The sequence below is a fragment of the Stenotrophomonas sp. Ste96 genome (genome assembly GCF_024519495.1).
Classification (GTDB): Bacteria; Pseudomonadota; Gammaproteobacteria; order Xanthomonadales; family Xanthomonadaceae; genus Stenotrophomonas; species Stenotrophomonas bentonitica_A.
The window spans coordinates 19,741-39,568 of sequence record NZ_JALJRX010000009.1 but is presented as its reverse complement, the minus strand read 5'-3'; the positions used below and the strand labels follow the sequence as shown (position 1 = coordinate 39,568).

At 68.1% G+C, this 19,828-nt stretch carries 21 protein-coding genes; 17 read left to right on the top strand and 4 right to left on the bottom strand.

The window, feature by feature from the left end; all coding sequences use genetic code 11:
• Positions 1 to 7: 7 nt before the first annotated feature.
• Together OC373_RS17300 and OC373_RS17295 are read right to left on the bottom strand one after the other, a co-directional pair.
• Positions 8 to 523, bottom strand: coding sequence for a PH domain-containing protein (locus OC373_RS17300; protein WP_261998175.1), 516 nt, complete (start codon positions 521 to 523; stop codon positions 8 to 10).
• 254 nt (positions 524 to 777) lie between these two features.
• On the bottom strand, positions 778 to 1,011 hold the full coding sequence (locus OC373_RS17295; RefSeq protein WP_156785711.1) for a hypothetical protein: 234 nt from the start codon (positions 1,009 to 1,011) through the stop codon (positions 778 to 780).
• Between the two features lie 257 nt (positions 1,012 to 1,268).
• Here OC373_RS17295 and xth point away from each other — a divergent pair, with 257 nt between their 5' ends.
• Positions 1,269 to 2,039: an exodeoxyribonuclease III gene (gene xth / locus OC373_RS17290; protein WP_261998174.1), complete on the top strand. Its 771-nt coding sequence runs from the start codon at positions 1,269 to 1,271 to the stop codon at positions 2,037 to 2,039.
• Positions 2,040 to 2,094: 55 nt separating this feature from the next.
• Here the strand turns inward: xth and OC373_RS17285 are convergent, their stop codons facing one another.
• Positions 2,095 to 2,346 carry a GlsB/YeaQ/YmgE family stress response membrane protein gene (locus tag OC373_RS17285; protein WP_070426235.1) on the bottom strand — a complete coding sequence of 84 codons (252 nt, stop codon included), beginning with the start codon at positions 2,344 to 2,346 and terminating at the stop codon, positions 2,095 to 2,097.
• 90 nt (positions 2,347 to 2,436) lie between these two features.
• Here OC373_RS17285 and OC373_RS17280 point away from each other — a divergent pair, with 90 nt between their 5' ends.
• The 13 genes from OC373_RS17280 to OC373_RS17220 all read left to right on the top strand — a co-directional run bounded on the left by OC373_RS17280 (position 2,437) and on the right by OC373_RS17220 (position 16,185).
• Positions 2,437 to 3,036 (top strand): 4'-phosphopantetheinyl transferase superfamily protein, encoded by a 600-nt coding sequence (locus tag OC373_RS17280; RefSeq protein ID WP_070470055.1) that lies wholly within the window; start codon positions 2,437 to 2,439, stop codon positions 3,034 to 3,036.
• An 84-nt stretch (positions 3,037 to 3,120) separates the two neighbouring features.
• Entirely contained in the window at positions 3,121 to 3,759 is a 639-nt protein-coding gene (gene rsmG, locus OC373_RS17275) for a 16S rRNA (guanine(527)-N(7))-methyltransferase RsmG (protein WP_261998173.1), read from the top strand.
• A 201-nt stretch (positions 3,760 to 3,960) separates the two neighbouring features.
• Positions 3,961 to 4,758: a ParA family protein gene (locus OC373_RS17270; RefSeq protein ID WP_019185613.1), complete on the top strand. Its 798-nt coding sequence runs from the start codon at positions 3,961 to 3,963 to the stop codon at positions 4,756 to 4,758.
• Positions 4,758 to 5,681 (top strand): ParB/RepB/Spo0J family partition protein, encoded by a 924-nt coding sequence (locus OC373_RS17265; RefSeq protein WP_019185614.1) that lies wholly within the window; start codon positions 4,758 to 4,760, stop codon positions 5,679 to 5,681. The genes OC373_RS17270 and OC373_RS17265 overlap by 1 nt, the downstream gene beginning before the upstream one ends.
• 35 nt (positions 5,682 to 5,716) lie before the next feature.
• On the top strand, positions 5,717 to 6,025 hold the full coding sequence (locus OC373_RS17260) for a helix-hairpin-helix domain-containing protein (RefSeq protein ID WP_019185615.1): 309 nt from the start codon (positions 5,717 to 5,719) through the stop codon (positions 6,023 to 6,025).
• A gap of 87 nt (positions 6,026 to 6,112) precedes the next feature.
• Positions 6,113 to 7,078: an SDR family NAD(P)-dependent oxidoreductase gene (locus OC373_RS17255; RefSeq protein WP_070426232.1), complete on the top strand. Its 966-nt coding sequence runs from the start codon at positions 6,113 to 6,115 to the stop codon at positions 7,076 to 7,078.
• An 87-nt stretch (positions 7,079 to 7,165) separates the two neighbouring features.
• Positions 7,166 to 7,888: a glycosyltransferase family 2 protein gene (locus tag OC373_RS17250; RefSeq protein WP_070426231.1), complete on the top strand. Its 723-nt coding sequence runs from the start codon at positions 7,166 to 7,168 to the stop codon at positions 7,886 to 7,888.
• The gene (locus OC373_RS17245; protein WP_019185618.1) at positions 7,888 to 8,229 is read left to right on the top strand and encodes a lipid-A-disaccharide synthase N-terminal domain-containing protein; all 342 of its coding nucleotides are present in this window, start codon (positions 7,888 to 7,890) and stop codon (positions 8,227 to 8,229) included. Before OC373_RS17250 ends, OC373_RS17245 begins: the two co-directional genes overlap by 1 nt.
• A 172-nt stretch (positions 8,230 to 8,401) precedes the next feature.
• Positions 8,402 to 10,189 (top strand): DUF885 family protein, encoded by a 1,788-nt coding sequence (locus OC373_RS17240; RefSeq protein WP_019185619.1) that lies wholly within the window; start codon positions 8,402 to 8,404, stop codon positions 10,187 to 10,189.
• Between the two features lie 100 nt (positions 10,190 to 10,289).
• Positions 10,290 to 10,667, top strand: a complete 378-nt coding sequence (locus tag OC373_RS17235) for a DUF2946 family protein (protein ID WP_070426229.1) — start codon at positions 10,290 to 10,292, stop codon at positions 10,665 to 10,667.
• Positions 10,668 to 10,721: 54 nt separating this feature from the next.
• Positions 10,722 to 12,002 carry a TolC family protein gene (locus tag OC373_RS17230; protein ID WP_261998172.1) on the top strand — a complete coding sequence of 427 codons (1,281 nt, stop codon included), beginning with the start codon at positions 10,722 to 10,724 and terminating at the stop codon, positions 12,000 to 12,002.
• Positions 11,999 to 12,988, top strand: a complete 990-nt coding sequence (locus tag OC373_RS17225) for an efflux RND transporter periplasmic adaptor subunit (RefSeq protein WP_261998171.1) — start codon at positions 11,999 to 12,001, stop codon at positions 12,986 to 12,988. Before OC373_RS17230 ends, OC373_RS17225 begins: the two co-directional genes overlap by 4 nt.
• A gap of 35 nt (positions 12,989 to 13,023) precedes the next feature.
• Positions 13,024 to 16,185 carry a CusA/CzcA family heavy metal efflux RND transporter gene (locus OC373_RS17220; RefSeq protein ID WP_261998170.1) on the top strand — a complete coding sequence of 1,054 codons (3,162 nt, stop codon included), beginning with the start codon at positions 13,024 to 13,026 and terminating at the stop codon, positions 16,183 to 16,185.
• Positions 16,186 to 16,292: 107 nt separating this feature from the next.
• Here OC373_RS17220 and OC373_RS17215 read toward each other — a convergent pair whose 3' ends face one another.
• Complete coding sequence (locus OC373_RS17215) at positions 16,293 to 17,507, bottom strand: glycosyltransferase (RefSeq protein ID WP_261998169.1); 1,215 nt, start codon at positions 17,505 to 17,507, stop codon at positions 16,293 to 16,295.
• 318 nt (positions 17,508 to 17,825) lie between these two features.
• Between OC373_RS17215 and rpmB the strand changes: the two genes are divergently transcribed.
• The 3 genes from rpmB (at position 17,826) to cls (ending at position 19,804) form a co-directional block, all read left to right on the top strand.
• A complete protein-coding gene (gene rpmB, locus OC373_RS17210; protein ID WP_019185625.1) occupies positions 17,826 to 18,062 on the top strand; it encodes a 50S ribosomal protein L28 in 237 nt (78 codons plus the stop codon).
• 10 nt (positions 18,063 to 18,072) lie between these two features.
• Complete coding sequence (rpmG, locus tag OC373_RS17205) at positions 18,073 to 18,240, top strand: 50S ribosomal protein L33 (protein WP_172407465.1); 168 nt, start codon at positions 18,073 to 18,075, stop codon at positions 18,238 to 18,240.
• 145 nt (positions 18,241 to 18,385) lie between these two features.
• Positions 18,386 to 19,804: a cardiolipin synthase gene (gene cls / locus OC373_RS17200; protein WP_019185626.1), complete on the top strand. Its 1,419-nt coding sequence runs from the start codon at positions 18,386 to 18,388 to the stop codon at positions 19,802 to 19,804.
• The last annotated feature ends 24 nt before the right edge of the window (positions 19,805 to 19,828 follow it).

Sequence of the window (19,828 nt, the reverse complement as noted above, 5' to 3'; positions counted from 1 at the left end):
ACGCCCGCTACAGACGCCTGAGCGCGGCCAGGAACGCGTCGGGATCCTCCGGGGATACCAGCAGAGTGTAACCGGCCGTCGTCGGCAGGATCACCACCTTCGCGGGATCGGTCACTGCTGCAAATGCTTTCCCCTTGCCGGTGCGGAACCACCCCAGTGAAAGGCCCGGCATGCCGATGCCATTGGTGCGTAGACCCAACGCAGTGTCATCGCTGCCGGGCAGCCGCCGTCGTGCGCCGGCATGATCGATCTGTGCCATCGGAACGGAAACGGAATACGCGCCGCCACCGACGCTCAGGGTCGTGGCGTCCGCCGTCAGCCGGATCGCGCTGAGTTGCCAGACGCCAAGCAGGCCGATGATGACGGCCAGAGAGGTGGCGCCGAGCGCGGCCAACTGGGACATCCTGTCCTGCCCGAGGAAGTAGACCGCCGCGCCGACCAACAGCAGCGGGACGACGCCGATCAGCAGCACCGCAGCGAGTGTCTTGTAATTCAACGCGTGGATCGCGAATTCAGCTGGCATGGATGCGGAACTCCTTCTGGCATATGTCGCGGTCACGGGCGACATCTCGAGAATCTTCCTCCAGTCGACAGCGATGCAAGTGGGGAAGCTCCTCGCTTTCATGTGCGAAAGCACCTACAGAACTGCGAGTCATCTGCAACATTTGCAGTGTGATATTCCCTTGCCCACTGGATAACGTGTTGCGCCGCTGGCCCCGGCACCTCCGCTAGCGAGTGGCGCTGCGGGTCAATCAGGTCATGTGGCGCAAAGCACCCTCAACGCCCCGGCTGCGGCGATCGGTCTTCGTGGAACCACGCATGGGCCGCAGCTTCCAGATCGCCTTCCTCGGCGATCACCGAACCGTCCTCGTCCAGCAGGGTGTAGTGGCGCTGGTCACCGCCCAGCGCAGCGCTGCCATCCAACCCGAGCAGCAGGGTATAGAGGGTGTCGGTGGTGAAGACATCGAGCATCTCCCGCAACAGCTGGGTCTGCTCGGGCGACAGGTCCATCGCGGCGATCCTTGCTGCGCACGCCGTGCCTTCGGTCCATGCCATGGCGAGCAGGTTCGCTTTCTCCGCGTACCACCTTGCTACGAAGGCATCTGCGTTCATTGAATATCTGCGCTACCGGGGGTGGGCCACAGCCTAGCGGCGACGCAGGCGTGTGGCAAAAATCTGGGTGGCCGGACGCGAGAGCCTGCCGGCCAGCAGCCGGCAGGGCGTGCGCCCACCGACCAACGGTCGGTGGCTACCGGTAGAATGCCCGCATGAAAATCGCCTCCTGGAACGTCAATTCGCTCAACGTGCGCCTGCCGCACCTGGAACAATGGCTCACGGCGTTCGCGCCGGACGTGGTCGGCATCCAGGAAACCAAGATGGAGGACCACAAGTTCCCCGATGCGGTGCTGGCCGGGCTGGGCTACCGCAGCGTGTTTGCCGGGCAGAAGACCTACAACGGCGTCGCGCTGCTCTCGCGCGAACCGGCGCAGGACGTGCAGATCGGCATTCCCGGTTTCGAGGATGAGCAGAAGCGCGTCATCGCCGGGACCGTCAACGGCGTGCGCGTCATCAATCTGTACGTTGTCAACGGTCAGGACGTCGGCACCGACAAGTACGCCTACAAGCTGCGCTGGCTGGAGGCCGTGCATGCCTGGGTCGAGGCCGAGCTGGCCAGGTACCCGGAACTGGTGGTGATGGGTGACTTCAACATCGCCCCCGATGCCCGCGACGTGCACGACCCGCTGGTGTGGAACGAGAACCACATCCTGACCTCCACCGCCGAGCGCGGCGCCCTGAACAAGCTGCTGCAGCTGGGCCTGCACGATGCGTTCCGCCTGCACAGCGAGGAAGAAGGCGTGTTCAGCTGGTGGGATTACCGGGCGGCCGGCTTCCGCCGCAACCTGGGCCTGCGCATCGACCTGACCCTGGTCTCCGACGCGCTCAAGGCGCGCGCGCTGGCCTCGGGCATCGACCGCGAACCGCGTACCTGGGAACGCCCCAGCGACCACGCCCCGGCGTGGGTAGAGCTGGCGCCGTAAACAACAAGGCCCGACAGTGCCGGGCCTTGTTGATCGAACGAAGTACGTGAGCGCGTCAGCGGACGCTTCGACGCGTAAACAGATTCACGATCGCGAGCAGGATGACTGCGCCGATCAACGAGAACAGGAACGTGCGGATGGTGATCGCTTCATTGATGCCACCGCCGAACAGCCAACCGGCCAGCAATGCGCCGACGATGCCGACCACGATGTTGAGGATGATGCCTTGCTGCGCGTCCCGCTTCATGATGATGCTGGCAAGCCAGCCCACGATGCCGCCGACGATCAACCAGATGATGATGCCCATAGCGTTGACTCCCTCTGTGCGGATGCGACCTGTGCAGTTGACGGCACACCCCGTGAAGTCGTCGTGCAGCCGGTATGGCGGGGGCGTGGCATGACCCTGCCTGCGACCTTGGACGGCCCCTGGCGCTTCGGCCCGGTCACGGTCTGGCGCCTGCCGCATGTGCCGGGCACCCGCGGCGAGCCCCAGGCCCGGGTCCTGCTGGCCGAGCAGCTGGGCGGGGCGCCGCAGGACCTGCCGCTGCAGCGTGACCCGCGTGGCCGCCCGGCGCTGCATGGTCCGTTGGCCCATGTGGGCACCGGCTGGAGCCACAGCCACGGCCTGCTGCTGGTCGCGATGGGTGAGGGGGTGCGGCTGGGCGTGGACCTGGAACCGCTGCGCCCGCGCCCGCGGATGCTGGAGATCGTGCAGCGCTTCTTCCACCCGGCCGAAATCGCCTGGCTGGAATCGCTGGACGAGAACGCCCGCAACCACTGGTTCTTCCGGGTGTGGTGCGCCAAGGAGGCGCTGCTGAAGGCGCAGGGGCAGGGCATCTCGTTTGGTCTGCACCGGCTGCAGCTGGCCCCCGGCATCGACGGAGGCCTGCACCTGGCCTGGTGCGACCCGGAACTGGGGCCGGCCGAGCGCTGGCACCTGCATGAGTGGCAGGCGGCGGATGATTTCCGCGCGGCGCTGGCCTGGCATGCGATGTGAAATCGAGGGCGTGGCCAATGATTGGGTGTGCGGGCGGAGGCAGCCGACCAACGGTCGGCTCTACCGACCTGCGATAATGGTGCCATGACTGAACACATCCTCCCCGCTGGCGTGGCCGACGCGCTTGAGCGCGGCCTGGCCGCCATGCAGCTGGACGCCGCGCTGGCACCGCCGCTGCTGACCTACCTGACCCTGCTCGACCGCTGGAACCGCACCTACAACCTCACCGCGATCCGCGACCCGCTGGAGATGGTCACCCGCCATCTGCTCGATTCGCTGGCGATGCAGCCGTACCTGGAGAGCGGCACCCTGGCGGACCTGGGCACCGGCCCCGGGCTGCCCGGCATCCCGCTGGCGATCGCGCGCCCGCAGCTGCAGGTGACCCTGGTCGAAAGCAATGGCAAGAAGGCCCGCTTCATGCGCGAGGCCGTGCGCCAGCTGGGCCTGGGCAACGCCCGCGTAGCCGAGTCGCGCGCCGAGGCGCTGGCCGAACCGGCCGCGTATGACCATCTGACCGCGCGCGCGATGGACACCCTGGCCGGGATCATCCGCGTCGGTGGGCACCTGCTGCGCCCGGGCGGCCGCCTGCTGGCGATGAAAGGCGTGTACCCGCACGACGAGATCGCGCAGCTGCCGGCCGGTTGGTCGGTCGAACAGGTGCTGCCGTTGAGCGTCCCTGGATTGACCGGCGAGCGCCATCTGGTGGTGGTCGCCGGCCCGTGAGCCGGTGACTCCCGCGCCCGCATCGCCCGCCCCAGCGTCGTCCCGGCGCCCTCCCGCGGTGGCCCCATGCGGCGCCACCGGCGTGCCCGTGGGCGTCGTTGCGGCATTGCGGCGCATGCCTGCCGCGCATCTCACAGTGCATGACACGCCCCATATACGCATAATGACCAGTCCCACTCCCTGCCGATGAGGCTCACCCGCATGGCCCGCATCATCGCCATCGCCAACCAGAAAGGTGGCGTCGGCAAGACCACGACCGCCGTCAATCTGGCCGCCTCCCTGGCTGCTGCACCCAAGCGCGTGCTTCTTGTCGACCTCGATTCCCAAGGCAATGCGACCATGGGCAGCGGCGTGGACAAGCGCGAAGTCGCCGCCTCCACCTGTGATCTGCTGCTGGGCGAAAGCACCGCGGCCGAGGTCCGGGTCAAGACGCCGGAGGGCTTCGACCTGCTCCCGGGCAACATCGACCTGACCGCCGCCGAGATCCAGCTGATGGACCAGAGCGAGCGCGAGCAGCGCCTCAAGCGCGCGCTGGCCCCGATCCGCGACGAATACGACTACATCCTGATCGACTGCCCGCCGGCGCTGTCGCTGCTGACGCTCAACGCGCTGGCCGCCGCCGATTCGGTGATCGTGCCGATGCAGTGCGAGTACTACGCGCTGGAAGGCCTGAGCGCGCTGGTGGAAACCATCGAAGCGCTGCGCGCCAACCTCAATCCCGCGCTGGAAATCGAGGGCGTGCTGCGCACCATGTTCGATGTGCGCAACAACCTGGCCAATGCCGTGTCGGCCGAGCTGACCGAGCACTTCGGCGAGCAGGTGTTCCGCACCATCGTGCCGCGCAACGTCCGCCTGGCCGAGGCGCCCAGCCATGGCCAGAGCATCGTCGGGTACGACCGTGCCTCGCGCGGTGGCGTTGCCTATCTCGGCCTGGCCGGCGAGATCATCCGTCGCAACAACCAACGCAAGAAGGCCGACAAGGCCATGGAGACCGCCTGATGAGCACCAAGCCTGCCCTCGGCAAGAAACGCGGCCTCGGCCGTGGCCTCGACGCGCTGTTGGGGCCCAAGGGGGCGGTGACACAGGTGCAGGCAGCGGCCGTGGTCGAACCGCAGCCGGGCGAACTCCTGCGCAAGCTGCCGGTGGGCCATCTGCAGCCGGGCAAATACCAGCCGCGCCGCGATATGGACGAAACCAAGCTCGCCGAGCTGGCCGAGTCGATCAAGGCCCAAGGCGTGATCCAGCCAATCCTGGTCCGCCAGCTCGGCCCGGACAGCTTCGAGATCGTGGCCGGCGAACGCCGCTGGCGCGCATCGCAGCTGGCCGGCCTGGACGAAGTGCCGGTGGTGGTGCGCGAGCTGGAAGACCGCACCGTCATCGCGATGGCGCTGATCGAGAACATCCAGCGCGAAGACCTCAACCCGCTCGAGGAAGCCGAAGCCCTGCAGCGGCTGATCAGCGAGTTCGCCCTGACCCATGCCGAGGCCGCCCAGGCCGTGGGCCGCTCGCGTGCGGCGGTGTCCAACCTGCTGCGCCTGCTGGAGCTGCCGATCGCGATCCGCCTGCTGCTGGAAACCCGCCGGCTGGAAATGGGCCATGCCCGCGCCCTGCTGACCCTGGCGCCGGAACTGGCCAGCAAGCTCGCCCAGGAAGCGGCCGACCAGGGCTGGTCGGTACGCGAAGTGGAGCACCGCGCGCAGCAGTTCGCCGCCGGCAAGGTGCCCGGCGCGTTGCGCAAGAAGCCCTCCGCCGCTGCACCGCAGGCCGACATCGCCTCGCTGGAAACCGAACTGTCCGAGTCGCTGGGCGCCCGCGTGGCGATCAACCACGGCCGCGGCGGCAAGGGCAAGCTGATCATCCATTACACCGACCTGGACACGCTGGATGGCGTGCTCGACCGACTTCGCGCACAGAAGGGCTGAGTCCCCCGCAGGCGTCAGAGGATTTCCCCCCAGCAATGAACCCCACCAAGGTCGACCGCAACCATCTGTTGCGTCTGACCGACCTGCCGAATGTCGGGCCGGCCTGTGAGAAAGATCTCCGTCTGATCGGCATCCGCGTGCCAGCGCATCTGCGCGGTCGCGATGCCTATGACATGTACGCGCAGCTGTGCCTGCGCACGGGGGTGATGCACGACCCCTGCGTGATCGATGTATTCCTGTCGGTGCTGCGTTTCATGCAGGGCGAAGCGCCGCGGCCGTGGTGGGATTTCAGCAAGGAACGCAAGGCCACCCTGGCCAAGGAAGCGCCGCTCAGCCTCTGGTGAAGCGGACCACCGGGACGTGTGCAACGCCACGCGGGCGTCCCGGGAAAGCACTGTATTGATACGTGGCAAGTAGGACGGACGGACCCCATGACCATTCTCGTGACCGGCGCTGCCGGCTTCATCGGCGCCAACACCTGCAAGGCCCTGCTCGCGCGCGGTGAGCGCGTCGTCGGCCTGGACAACTACAACGACTACTACGATCCGCAGATCAAGCGTGATCGCGTGGCTGCGCTGTGCCCGCAGGCCGATATCCGCGTGCTCGACCTGACCGACCGCGACGGCCTGGCCGCGCTGTTCGATGAGGTGCAGCCGACCCGGGTCATCCACCTGGCCGCCCAGGCCGGCGTGCGGTACTCGCTGGAAAACCCGCATGCCTACGTCGACAGCAACCTGACCGGCTTCGTCAACATGCTGGAGCTGTGCCGCCACCGCGGCGTGGCCCATCTGGTGTATGCCTCGAGCAGCTCGGTGTACGGCGATTCGGCCACCCCGCCGTTCTCCGAAGACCAGCGCATCGACAAGCCGCGCTCGCTGTACGCCGCGACCAAGGCCGCCAACGAACTGATGGCCTACACCTACGCCCAGCTGTTCGGCCTGCATGCCACCGGCCTGCGCTTCTTCACCGTGTACGGCCCGTGGGGCCGCCCGGACATGGCGCCGCTGCTGTTTTCGCGCGCGGTCCTGGCCGGCCGCCCGATCGACGTGTTCAACGACGGAAAAATGCAGCGCGACTTCACACATGTCTCCGACATCGTGGATGGCATCCTCGGCGCGCTGGCGCATCCGTCCAGCGACACGGTGCCGCACCGGGTGTTCAACCTCGGCAACCACACGCCGATCGAACTGGAGCACTTCATCGGGGTCATCGAGTCCGCCGCCGGACGCCCGGCGCAGAAGGTCTACAAGCCGATGCAGCCCGGCGACATGGTCCGCACGATGGCCGATACCACGCGGGCACATGACGCCTTCGGCTACGAGCCGGCGATGCCGATCGAGCGCGGTCTGCCGCCGGTGGTGGCCTGGTGCCGGGATTATTTCGGGGATCACGCCTGACACACACGCCTCGATTCATCTTCGGATAACCTCGGGTGCGGAAAATGCGCGCTCTTTTTCGATCCTGGCCATTCGCAGAGCCCGACCATGAGCCAACCCCAGTTGTCGGTCGTCGTCCCGGTCTTCAATGAACGCGACAACGTCACGCCCCTGATCAACGAGATCACCACCGCGCTGCGCGGGCAGGTCGATTTCGAAATCGTCTACATCGACGACCACTCGCGCGACGACACCCTGGCGGTCCTGCAGGCCCTGAAGGCCACCACGCCCGAGCTGCGGGTACTGCACCACGTCACCCAGAGCGGGCAGAGCACCGCGGTGCGCAACGGCGTCAAGCACGCCCGCGCGCCCTGGATCGCGACTCTGGACGGTGACGGCCAGAACGATCCGGCCGACATCCCCAAGCTGCTCGCCGCGCGCGCGGCGGCCGCTACCGAGGTCAAGCTGTTCGCCGGGTGGCGTGTAAACCGCCAGGATTCGGGCAGCAAGCGCTGGGCCAGCAAGTGGGCCAATGCGATCCGCGCGCGCATGCTGCACGACGATACCCCCGATACCGGCTGCGGCATCAAGCTGTTCGAGCGTGCGGCGTTCCTGGAGCTGCCGTACTTCGACCACATGCACCGCTACCTGCCCGCGCTGATGCAGCGGGCCGGCTGGAAGAGCACCAGCGTGCCGGTCAACCATCGGCACCGCACCGCGGGTGTGTCCAAGTACAACAACCTGGGCCGCGCGCTGGTCGGCATCCGCGACCTGCGCGGCGTAGCCTGGCTGATCACGCGCAGCAAGCGCACCGCCGTGGAAGAGCGCTGATGGAACTGCACTGGCTCGACCAGCCACTGACGTGGCTTTACTGGACCGGCCTGCACGTCACCGGCTGGAAGTTGATCGGCTACACCGGCGCGCTGATGTTCGGTGGCCGCTGGCTGGTCCAGTTCATCGCCTCGCGCCGTGCCGGCAAGCCGGTGATCCCGCGCCTGTTCTGGTACATGAGCGTGGTCGGCAGCCTGATGACGCTGAGCTACTTCCTGTTCTCGGCCAAGCAGGACTCGGTGGGCGTGCTGCAGAACCTGTTCCCGGCGTTCACCGCGCTGTACAGCCTGAAGCTGGATATCGACCATCGTGGGTGGAAGCGGGACAAGGCGGCGCATTGAGGGCGTGCCGACCGACCAACGGTCGGTGGCTACCTCGCGCCTTCGGCGCTGGGGTCCCAGCCTGCGGCCGGTCCCCGGTCCTGCCCACGACGCGGGCAGGACCTTTGATCCATGCGCGGCCCCTTCGCCGGGTGCCATGATCGGGGTTTGCCGTCCCCCGGGAACCCTGATCGTGAAATCACCGCTCGTTGCTGCGCTGCTGCTCGCCCTGGCCCTTCCTGCCGGCGCCGCCCTGGCCGCGCCTCCAGCTGCCCCGGCCGCCGCCCCGGCCAGCCTGGCCACCGAAAGCCCCGCCGATGCGCAGTTCCGCGCCATCTACGAGAAGGAATGGGCCTGGCGCGAAGCCGGTGGCGGTGAGGCCAGCGAAGACGGCGACGGCCCGGCCAACGCCACCCGCATGCCCGATGTCGGCGCGGCCGCGCAGCAGGGCCGGTTGAAGGTCTGGGACGACGTGCTGGCCCAGCTGGACAAGGTCGACACCCAGGCGCTCTCGGCCGAGAACCGCATCAACTACGCGATCTACCGCGACCAGGTGTTCAACCTGGCCGCCGATGTGCGCCTGCGCGCCTACGAAATGCCGTTCAACGCGGACTCCTCGTTCTGGTCCAACCTGTCCTTCATGGCCCGGCGCGAGATGAAGACCGCGCAGGACTACCGCAACTACATCGCGCGCCTGAACGATGTGCCGCGCTACTTCGACCAGCAGACCGACAACATGCGTGCCGGCCTCAAGCGTGGCTTCAGCGTGCCGCGCGCGGTGCTCGATGGCCGCGAGGTGTCCATCGCCACGGTCTCCGAACTGAAGGACCCGACCCAGTCGCCGCTGTACGCGCCGTTCAAGAAGCTGCCGGCCAGCATCCCGGCCGCCGAGCAGGCACAGCTGCAGGAGCAGGCCCGCCAGGCCATCGGCGGCAGCGTGGTGCCGGCCTTCGCCAAGCTGCGCACCTTCTTCGTCAGCGAGTACGTGCCGCAGGCGCGCACCACCCTGGCCGCCGAAGCGATGCCCGGCGGCAAGGCGTACTACAAGCAGCAGATCCACGAATACACCACGCTGGACCTGACCCCGCAGCAGATCCACGAGATCGGCCTGAAGGAAGTGGCGCGCATCCAGGCCGAGATGGACGGCATCATCAAGCAGGTCGAGTTCAAGGGCAGCTTCGCCGAGTTCCTGACCTTCCTGCGCACCGATCCGCAGTTCTATGCCAAGACCCCGGACGAGCTGCTGCACCGCGCGGCGTGGATCTCCAAGCGCGTGGATGGCGTGATCGGCAAGTACATGACCCTGCCGCGCGCGCGCTTCACCATCGTGCCGGTACCGCCGGACATCGCCCCGTTCTGGACCGCCGGCCGCGGTGGCATGGGCACCTACTGGCTCAACACCTACAACCTGCCGGCACGGCCGCTGTACAACCTGCCGGCGCTGACCCTGCACGAGTCCGATCCGGGCCATGCCCTGCAGGGCGCGCTGGCGGCCGAGCAGGGCGAGCAGCCGGCGTTCCGCCGCAACAACTACATCTCCGCCTACGGCGAAGGGTGGGGCCTGTACTGCGAGAAGCTCGGCGTGGAGATGGGCATCTACGAAACCCCGTACGAGGATTTCGGCCGCCTCACCTACGAGATGTGGCGTGCCGCGCGCCTGGTGATCGATACCGGCGTGCACCACAAGGGCTGGACCCGCGAGCAGGCGCTGTCCTACCTGCGCGACCACACCGCGCTGAGCGAGCATGAAGTGACCACCGAAGTGGACCGCTACATCTCCTGGCCGGGCCAGGCGCTGAGCTACAAGCTCGGTGAGATCGCGATCGTGCGCCTGCGTGCGCAGGCCGAGAAGGAGCTGGGTGACCGCTTCGACGTCAAGGCCTTCCACGACGCCGTGCTGAGCCAGGGCTCGGTGCCGCTGCCGGTGCTGGAGGCGCAGATCCAGGCCTTCATCGCCCAGCGCAAGGCCGCCGCCAGCTGAGGTGCGCGGGGGGCCGGCCCTCGCGCCGGCCCCGCCAACGTGAACCAACCTGCCGGCCTGCGATTGTGTAACGGCTTCACGCCCGGCTACCCTGCGGGCCATGCTCCGTCGTGCCCGCCCGCGTCCGTCCCTGCTGCTCCGCCTGCTGATGCTGGTGGTGGTCGGTGTGGGCGTGTTCGGCAGTTCGCTGGCCTCGGCCCTGGCCGATATCCACCTGAGCGTGCATGCCGACAGCAGCGAGCTGCATGGCAGCGATGACACGGCCGGCACCGCCTCCAGCGACGACGACGGCAACGAAGACTGGCTGCATGCCCTGGTGCATTGCGGCCACTGCCATGGCCACGGCGGCGTGCTGCCGATGGCGGCGATGGCCTGGAGCCTGCCCGCCGCCCCCAGCCACGGCGTCCCTGCCGGGTTGGTCGCGCAACTGCGCACCCAGCCGCCCGAGAACCTGCTGCGTCCTCCGATAGCGATCTGATGCCCTGCGGCCGCGTGCCGCCGTTTGCCATCTGATTGTTTTCTGGAGACTCCCATGTGGATGCGTCTGGCAGCGTTGGCTGCCATTGCGTTCGTGCCGTGCGTATACGCACAGGGCACGACACCTGCTGCACCGTTGACCCTCGACGACGCCATCGCGCGCGTCGCCCAGTACCACCCCGACCTGCGCCTGGCGCAGGCCCAGCGCCCGGTGTGGGAAGCCCGCCGTGACGCGGCCGGCCTGTCGCCGCCGTTGACCGTGGGCGTGGAACTGGAGAACGCGCTCGGCACCGGCGAGGCCCGCGGCGTCGATGCCGCCGAGGTCACCGTCACCCTGGCCGGCGTGCTGGAGCGGGGCGGCAAGCTGGATGCCCGCCGCGCCGTGGCCCAGGCCAACCTCGACAGCCTCGCCCCGCAACGCGAAACCGCGCGGCTGGACCTGATGGCCGAGGTCGCCCGCCGCTACCTGGCGGTGACCGACGCGCGCCAGCAGCTGCGCATCGCCGAGACCGATATCGAACAGCGCAGGCGCGCGGTGGCCGCCGCGCGGCTGCGCCTGCAGGCCGGCGCCTCGCCGGAATCGGTGCTGATGACGGCCCAGGCGATGCTGGCCCAGGCTGAGCTGGACCGCGATCGCGCCACGCAGATGGATCAGTCCGCGCGTGCGGCACTGTCGGCGTTGTGGCGCCAGCGTGATCCTGGCTTCGATGTGGTGAGTGGCGACCCGATGCAGCTGCCCGCGCTGCAGGACTTTGCCGTGCTCGCCGACGAACTCCAGCGCACGCCGGAACTGGCGGTGCTGGCCGGTGAGCGCCGCATCCGCGAAGCGCAGGTGCAGCTGGCCCGAACCGAAGCACGGCCCGACGTCAGCTGGCAGGTGGGCGTGCGCAACAGCCGCGATACCCGCGATACCTCGCTGGTGGCTGGTTTCAGCCTGCCGCTGGGCAGCGTGCGCCGCGCCGAGCCGGAGATCCGCGCGGCCGAGGCCGAGCTGGCGCTCAACAGCGTGGAGCGCGAGGCGCGCGCGCTGCAGCTGTACGCCACGCTCGCTGAAGCGCATGGCCGCTACCTGACCTCGCGATTGGAAGTCACGCGCATGGCGCGCGACGTCCTGCCCCAGCTCAAGCGCGCCGAGAATGCCGCCGAGAAGGCCTGGCGTGCCGGCGCCATCAGCTACATGGAATGGGCCCAGCTGCAGGCGATGCGGATCGAAGCACGCCAGCGCCAGCTGGAAGCGGCCATCGCCGCACAGACCGCCCTCATTGAAATCCAGCGGCTGACCGGCCAGAGCATGGTCGCCGCCACCGACACCGTGTCCACGGAGGACCGCCGATGACCGCTTCCCTGACCCGTACCGTGCTGGCCGGCAGCCTGTTGATCGCGCTGATGGCGCTCGCCGGCTGCGGCAGCAGTGACCCCGCGGCAGCGCCGACCCAGGCCGCTGCGACGGACGCCGGCCATGGCGAGGCCGGGCATGCCGATGATCATGACGACCATGACGCCCCGGAAAGCACCACCATCGCCGCAGCGATGGCCGAACAGGCCGGCATCCGGGTGGCGCCGGTGGTGGCCGGCACCATCGCCGACGAGCACGACGTGCAGGGCCTGCTGACCCCGGTCGATGGCCGTGTCGCGCAGGTGATGGCGCGCTTCCCCGGGCCGATCCGCTCGCTGCGCGCCAATGTCGGCGACCGGGTGCGCGCCGGCCAGGTGCTGGCCAGCATCGAGAGCAACCTGAGTCTCACCACCTACACCGTGACCGCACCGATCGGTGGCGTGGTGCTCGCGCGCCAGGCCCAGGTCGGCGGCGTGGCCGGCGAGGGCACCCCCTTGTTCGAGATCGGTGATCTGTCCACGTTGTGGGTGGACCTGCATATCTTCGGCAACGACACCCAGCACATCACCGCCGGTGTGCCGGTCACGGTGTCGCGGATGACCGACGGCGTCAGCCAGGCCACCACGCTGGAGCGTGTGCTGCCCGGTACCGCCACCGCCAGCCAGAGCACGGTCGCCCGTGCCACGCTGCGCAACGATGACGGTCAATGGCGGCCCGGTGCCGCGGTGAAGGCCCGCATCGTGGTCGCTACCACCTCGGCCGCGCAGGTGGTGCCGCTGAGCGCCCTGCAGACGATGGACGGCAAGGACGTGGTGTTCGTGCGCGAAGGCGAGACCTACACCGCGCGTGCGGTCACGCTCGGTGCGCGCGATGCCGGCAAGGTGGAAGTGCTCGGTGGCCTGACCCTCGGCGAAGAGGTGGTGGTCGAGCAGAGCTACGTGGTCAAGGCCGACATCGGCAAGGCAGGGGCATCGCATGAACATTGACGCCTCGCCACGCCCCGCATCCGGAGGGCGCCGTCATGCTTGAGCGCATCATCCGCGCCGCCATCGCCCATCGCTGGTTGATGATGGCCCTGACGTTGGTGCTGATCGCGCTCGGCAGCTGGAGTTTCACCAAGCTGCCGATCGATGCCACCCCGGACATCACCAACGTCCAGGTGCAGATCAACACCGCCGCGCCGGGCTACTCGCCGCTGGAGACCGAACAGCGCATCACCTATCCGGTGGAAACGGTGATGGCCGGCCTGCCGGCGATGGAGCAGGCCCGTTCGCTGTCACGCTACGGCCTCTCGCAGGTGACCGTGGTGTTCAAGGACGGCACCGATATCTACTTCGCCCGGCAGCAGGTCGCCGAGCGCCTGCAGCAGGTCAAATCGCAGATCCCCGAGGGACTGGATCCGCAGCTGGGGCCGATCTCCACCGGCCTCGGCGAGATCTTCATGTACACCATCGACGCTGATCCCAAGGCGCGCAAGGCCGATGGCACGGCGTACACCGCCACCGACCTGCGCACGCTGCAGGACTGGGTGATCCGCCCGCAGCTGCGCAACGTGCCGGGCGTGACCGAGGTCAACACCATCGGTGGCTTCCAGCGCCAGGTGCACATCACCCCGGACCCGGCACGGCTGCGCGCGCTGGGCTTCACCCTGGAAGATGTCGCCCAGGCGGTGGAAACCAACAACCAGAACGTCGGCGCCGGCTACATCGAACGCAACGGCCAGCAGTTCCTGGTGCGCATCCCCGGGCAGGTCGCCAACCTGGAGGAGATCGGCAACATCGTGCTGGCCCGCCGCGAAGGCGTGCCGATCCATGTGCACGATGTGGCCCAGGTGCAGGACGGCCCGGAACTGCGCAGCGGCGCGGCCACCCAGAACGGCCATGAAGTGGTGATGGGCACGGTGGTGATGCTGATCGGCGCCAACAGCCGTGATGTTGCCCAGGCCGCGGCCGCGCGCCTGCAGCAGGCGCAGGCCAGCTTGCCCGAGGGCGTCACCGTCACCGCCAGCTACGACCGCACCGCGCTGGTCGACCGCACCATCGAGACCGTCGCCAGGAACCTGATCGAAGGCGCCCTGCTGGTGATCGTGGTGCTGTTCCTGCTGCTCGGCAACTTCCGTGCGGCGTTGATCACCGCGGCGGTGATTCCACTGGCGATGCTGTTCACGCTGACCGGCATGGCCCGGGGCGGTGTGTCGGCCAATCTGATGAGCCTGGGCGCGCTGGACTTCGGCCTGATCGTCGATGGTGCGGTGATCATCATCGAGAACTGCCTGCGCCGCTTCGGCGAACGCCAGCACCTGCTCGGCCGCGACATGACCCGCGAAGAACGCTTCGCCGAAACCGCCAGCGCCACCGCCGAAGTGATCCGCCCGAGCCTGTTCGGGCTGGGCATCATCACCGCGGTGTATCTGCCGATCTTCGCGCTCACCGGCGTGGAAGGAAAAATGTTCCACCCGATGGCGATCACCGTGGTGCTGGCCCTGACCGGTGCGATGGTGCTGGCACTGACCTTCGTGCCGGCCGCGATCGCGCTGTTCCTCGGTGGCCGTGTGCAGGAGAAGGAAAACCGCCTGATGGCCTGGGTGCGTCGGCGCTATGAGCCGATGCTGGCCTTCGCCCTGCGGCGCGGCCGCTGGATGGTCGCCGGCGCGCTGGTGCTGGTGATCGGCTGCGGCCTGCTGGCCACGCGGCTGGGCAGCGAGTTCGTGCCGAACCTGGACGAAGGCGATGTCGCCATGCACGCCATGCGCATCCCCGGCACCAGCCTCACCCAGTCCATCGAGATGCAGAAGCAGATCGAGAACCGGCTGGTGCAGTTCGCCGAGGTGGACAAGGTGTTCTCCAAGATCGGCACGCCGGAGGTCGCGTCCGATCCGATGCCGCCCTCGGTCGCCGATACCTTCATCATGATGAAGCCGCGCAAGGCCTGGCCGGATCCGCGCAAGACACGTGCGGCGCTGCTGGCCGAACTGGAAGGCGCGGTCGAACAGTTGCCCGGCAACAACTACGAGTTCACCCAGCCGATCCAGATGCGCACCAACGAGTTGATTTCCGGCGTGCGTGCCGACGTGGCGGTGATGCTGTTCGGCGATGACCTGGAGACGCTGCTGTCGGTCGGCAAGCGCATCGCGGCGGTGGCCGGCAGCGTGCCGGGTGCGGCCGACGTGCGGGTAGAAGAGACGAGCGGCCTGCCACTGCTGACCGTTACCCCCAACCGCACCGCGTTGGCCGGGTATGGCTTGAACCCGGGCCAGGTGCAGTCGACCGTGGCCACTGCGGTGGGTGGCCAGGTGGCAGGGCAGCTGTTCGAAGGCGATCGCCGCTTCGATATCGTGGTGCGCCTGCCCGAAGCGCTGCGCCAGGATCCGGCCGCGCTGGCGGACCTGCCGGTGTCGTTGGAGACTGCACTGGCCGATGACGCTGACGAGTCCAGCCGCCCCGGAAGCTGGACCAGTGGCAGTGCGCGCACGGTGCCGCTGCGTGAGCTGGCGACGCTGAGCAACAGCGAAGGGCCGAACCAGATCAACCGCGAGAACGGCAAACGCCGGATCGTGGTCACCGCCAACGTGCGTGACCGCGACCTTGGTGGATTTGTCGGTGATCTGCAGCAGGCGATCGGGCGCGATGTGCAGGTGCCCAACGGCTACTGGATCGAGTACGGCGGCAGTTTCGAGCAGCTGATCTCGGCCAGCCAGCGCCTGTCCATCGTGGTGCCGGTGACGCTGGCGATCATCTTCGCGCTGCTGTTCTGGGCGTTCGGCTCGGTCAAGGATGCGGCGATCGTGTTCAGCGGCGTGCCGCTGGCGCTTACCGGTGGCGTGCTGGCGTTGGCGCTGCGCGGCATTCCGCTGTCGATCTCGGCCGGTGTCGGCTTCATCGCACTATCCGGCGTGGCGGTACTCAACGGCCTGGTGATGATCAGCTTCGTGCGCAGCCTGCGCGAGCAGGGGATGCCATTGCCGCAGGCGGTACGCGAGGGTGCCTTGGGCCGTCTGCGCCCGGTGCTGATGACCGCATTGGTGGCCTCGCTGGGCTTCGTGCCGATGGCCTTCAACGTGGGCGCCGGCTCGGAGGTGCAGCGTCCGCTGGCGACCGTGGTGATCGGCGGCATCGTCTCGTCCACGCTGCTGACCTTGCTGGTGCTGCCGGTGCTGTATCGCTGGCTGCATCGGAAAGGATGAGGCGGCACAGGTGGTGGGGTAACCCTTCATCGATGGGGTAGCACCCGACCGTTGGTCGGGTGATTCTTCAGACGGCACAGAAAAATATGTGCGCGCCGTGGCCGCTGCTATCGAGGTGACAACCACGCCTCGATGGCAGCGACGCCAGTGCTGACGCCGTTCTCGGCAGTCATCGCGTGACCCAGCGCGGCGGCGCGGGCACGGGTATCGGCACGTTCGGCGAACGCGATGGCCCGCCTCAGTGTCCCTGCGTCCAGGCGCTTCGGCGACAGCGCCGCCGGTGCCACGCCCAACTGCTGCAACCGGTCCGCCCAGAAGAACTGATCCGCGGCGAACGGCATCACCAGCGACGGCACCCCGGCCCGGCAGGCCGAGTGCGTGGTGCCGCTGCCACCGTGGTGGATGACGAGCGAGCAGCGCGGGAACAAGGCCTCATGCGGGGTCGGCCCGATCACGAACACATTGGGCGGCAAGGGAGCGCTGGGCAGCCCGGCCCAGCCCGGGAACAGCAGTACCCGCCGCGGCGCCAAGGCCGCCAGCAGCGCCGGCAGCACCTGGTCGCGATCGAAGCCGGTCATGCTGCCGAACCCGAGGTAGACCGGGGCGGGGCCGGCGTCCAGGAAGGCCTGCAGGGCCGGCGGCGGCTGCCAGCCGTGCTCCGGTGCTCGCCACTGGCCGCAGATTCGGTGGTTGGTGGGCCAGTCCGGCGGCGGGGGCAGCAGGCTGGGCGAGATGCCGTACAGCATCGGCAGATCCCGCCAGGGCGAGGCGCGCCCCGGCATGCCCAATGCCCGTCGCGCGGCGTTGATCGGACCGCGGAAGGTGCGCCATACCGCCTGGTTGACCAAGGTGTAGCTGAGGCGATTGAGCGCGCCGGGCAGGCGCAGCCGTGGCAGGAACGGAGAGGGGAAGCCGGCGGTCGGGGTCAGCGGAATCATCCCGGTGCCGATCACCGGCAGCCCATGGTGTTCGGCCACGGCCAGGCCCACGAACGCGGCCAGCCCGCCGGTCAGCACCGCATCGCACCCGGCGGCCGCCGCGTCGGCCTGGCGCATCCAGCCGGGCACGTGCCGTTGCGCCATCCGCGCCAAGCCCCGCGAGGCCGCAAGGCGGGCGTTGCCGCGCGACACCAGCGCCACCACCTCGTCATGGATGTCGCCCTCCAGCGCGGCATGCGGGACGCCCAGCAGGCGCGCGGTATCCAGCGTGCCGCGCTCGGCCAGCAGCAGCACCTCATGGCCGGCGCCGATCAGCCCATGACAGAGCATCACCAGCGGGCGGGTGTCGCCTTCGGTGCCGTAGGTCAGGGCGAGCAGCTTCATGAAAGGCCGCGGGCGAGGGGGAGGGGAGGCGTTGGGGTCATCTATTCAGTCCGGGTTCGATGCCCGGGCAGCCTAGCGGAGGGGCCGTCATGGAACCGGCATGGCTCCGCCGGGCCATGCCAGCTTGCCGCAGGCCCTTCAAGCGGGCATAATGCGCGGCTCGCTGTGTCCAAAAACCTTTGGATCGGTGGCCGGGAACACGTCATCCGGCCCGCCCTCGACAGCGTAACCCTTTGATTCTCATGACGTGTGGCGGGAAACCGCCGAGGCCGCCGTCGCCCGGGCTATGGGCTGACAACTACTTTATCGAGGTGCGCAATGTCCCGCGTATGCCAAGTTTCCGGCAAGCGAGTGCAGACGGGTAACAACGTCTCGCACGCCAACAACAAGACCCGTCGTCGTTTCCTGCCCAACCTGCACGAGCGCCGCTTCTGGGTTGCCAGCGAGAACCGCTGGGTCAAGCTTCGTGTTTCCGCGCATGCCCTGCGCACCATCGACAAGAACGGCATCGACTCCGTTCTGGCTGAGCTGCGTTCGCGCGGCGAAAAGGTCTGAGGAGTAAACGATCATGGCAGGCAAGCGCGATAAGATCCGTCTGATTTCGACGGCCAACACTGGCCACTTCTACACGACGGACAAGAACAAGAAGAACACCCCCGGGAAGATGGAATTCCTGAAGTACGATCCGGTCGTGCGCAAGCACGTCCTGTACAAGGAAGGCAAGATCAAGTAATCCGCGAGGATGCTTGAGCTTCCCGAAAAAACCCGCCCCTCGTGGCGGGGTTTTTCATGGGCCGTGCCCGGCCCCGCACCCGGCATGAGCGGTTGCATGCAGCGACCCATGGCAGAATGCGGTTCCCCTCCCGACGGGCGACGCGATGCTGTTCGAGTGGCTGCTGGGTTCGTGGTTGTTGATGCTGGATTGGCTGATCCGGCTGGCCGCGCTGTTCTGGATTCCCAGCCGCACCACGCCCGGTGCCGCGCGCAGCTGGCTGCTGCTGGTCGGCTTCGTGCCGCTGCTCGGGCTGCCGCTGTACCTGCTGTTCGGCCACCCTTGGCTGTCGCGCCAGCGCGTGCAGCGCCAGGCCGAGGCGTCCCAGGTGATCCGCGAGGAACAGGCCCTGCAGCCGCCGCTGCGCTGGACGCCCGCGCCGGATACCGCCACCGCCGAGATCGTGCCGCTGATCGAGCGCCAGGGCGATTTCATGCCCATCCACGGCAACGCGGTGGATCTGCTCAACAACTACGACGCTTCGCTGCAGGCGCTGATCGAAGACATCGACCAGGCGCGCGAACGCGTCCACCTGCTGTACTACCTGATGTTCGACGATGCGGTCGGTGAGGCCATCGTGCAGGCACTGCAGCGCGCCGCGGCGCGTGGCGTGCACTGCCGGTTGCTGCTGGATGCTGTCGGCGCCAAGCGCGGGCTGCGCCACTATCGCCACCGCCTGCAGGCGATCGGCGTGGATGTGCGCGCGATGTTGCCCGGTGGCCTGCGCTGGCGCCGCAGTGGCCGCATGGACCTGCGCAACCACCGCAAGATCGCGGTGATCGACAACCGCGTCGGTTACATCGGCTCGCAGAACCTGGCGCGGGCGCAGTTCGTGGCCGGGTTCCCGAACAAGGAACTGGTCGCGCGCGTGCGTGGGCCCGTAGTCGCCCATCTGGAGGCCGTGTTCGCCAGCGACTGGTACATGGAAACCGGACAGCGCCTGGATGTGCTGACCGCAGTGCCGGTGTGCTCGGCCGATGTCCCGACCCAGCTGCTGCCCAGCGGCCCGGCGTATCCCTTCAGCAACGCGCGCGATGCGGTGAACGCGCTGATCCATCTGGCCCGCCGGCGGATCGTGCTGGTCACGCCCTATTTCGTGCCCGACGAAGCGACCTTGAGCGCGCTGCGCATCGCCGCGCTGTCCGGCGTGCAGGTGCAGCTGATCCTGTCGGCCAGCACCAACCAGCGGCTGACCTCCTGGGCGCAGGAGGCCTACTACGACGAGCTGCTGCGCAGTGGCGTGCGCATCGCGCTGTACGCACCCAACTTCCTGCACGCCAAGCACCTGACCGTCGATGAGGATATCGCGCTGGTCGGCTCGATCAATCTTGATATCCGCTCGTTCGCGCTCAATGCCGAGATCGGCATGCTCTGCTACGACGCCGGCATGGTGCGCCAGCTGGCGCAGATCGAAGCGGACTATCTGGAGCAGTCGCGTCAGCTGGATCTGGCGACGTGGCGCCAACGTCCGGCCTGGAAGCGCAGCCGCGAAGGCATCGCGCGGCTGGCCGATGCCTTGATGTAGTCCGCTGTGACGCACGTGGACGGC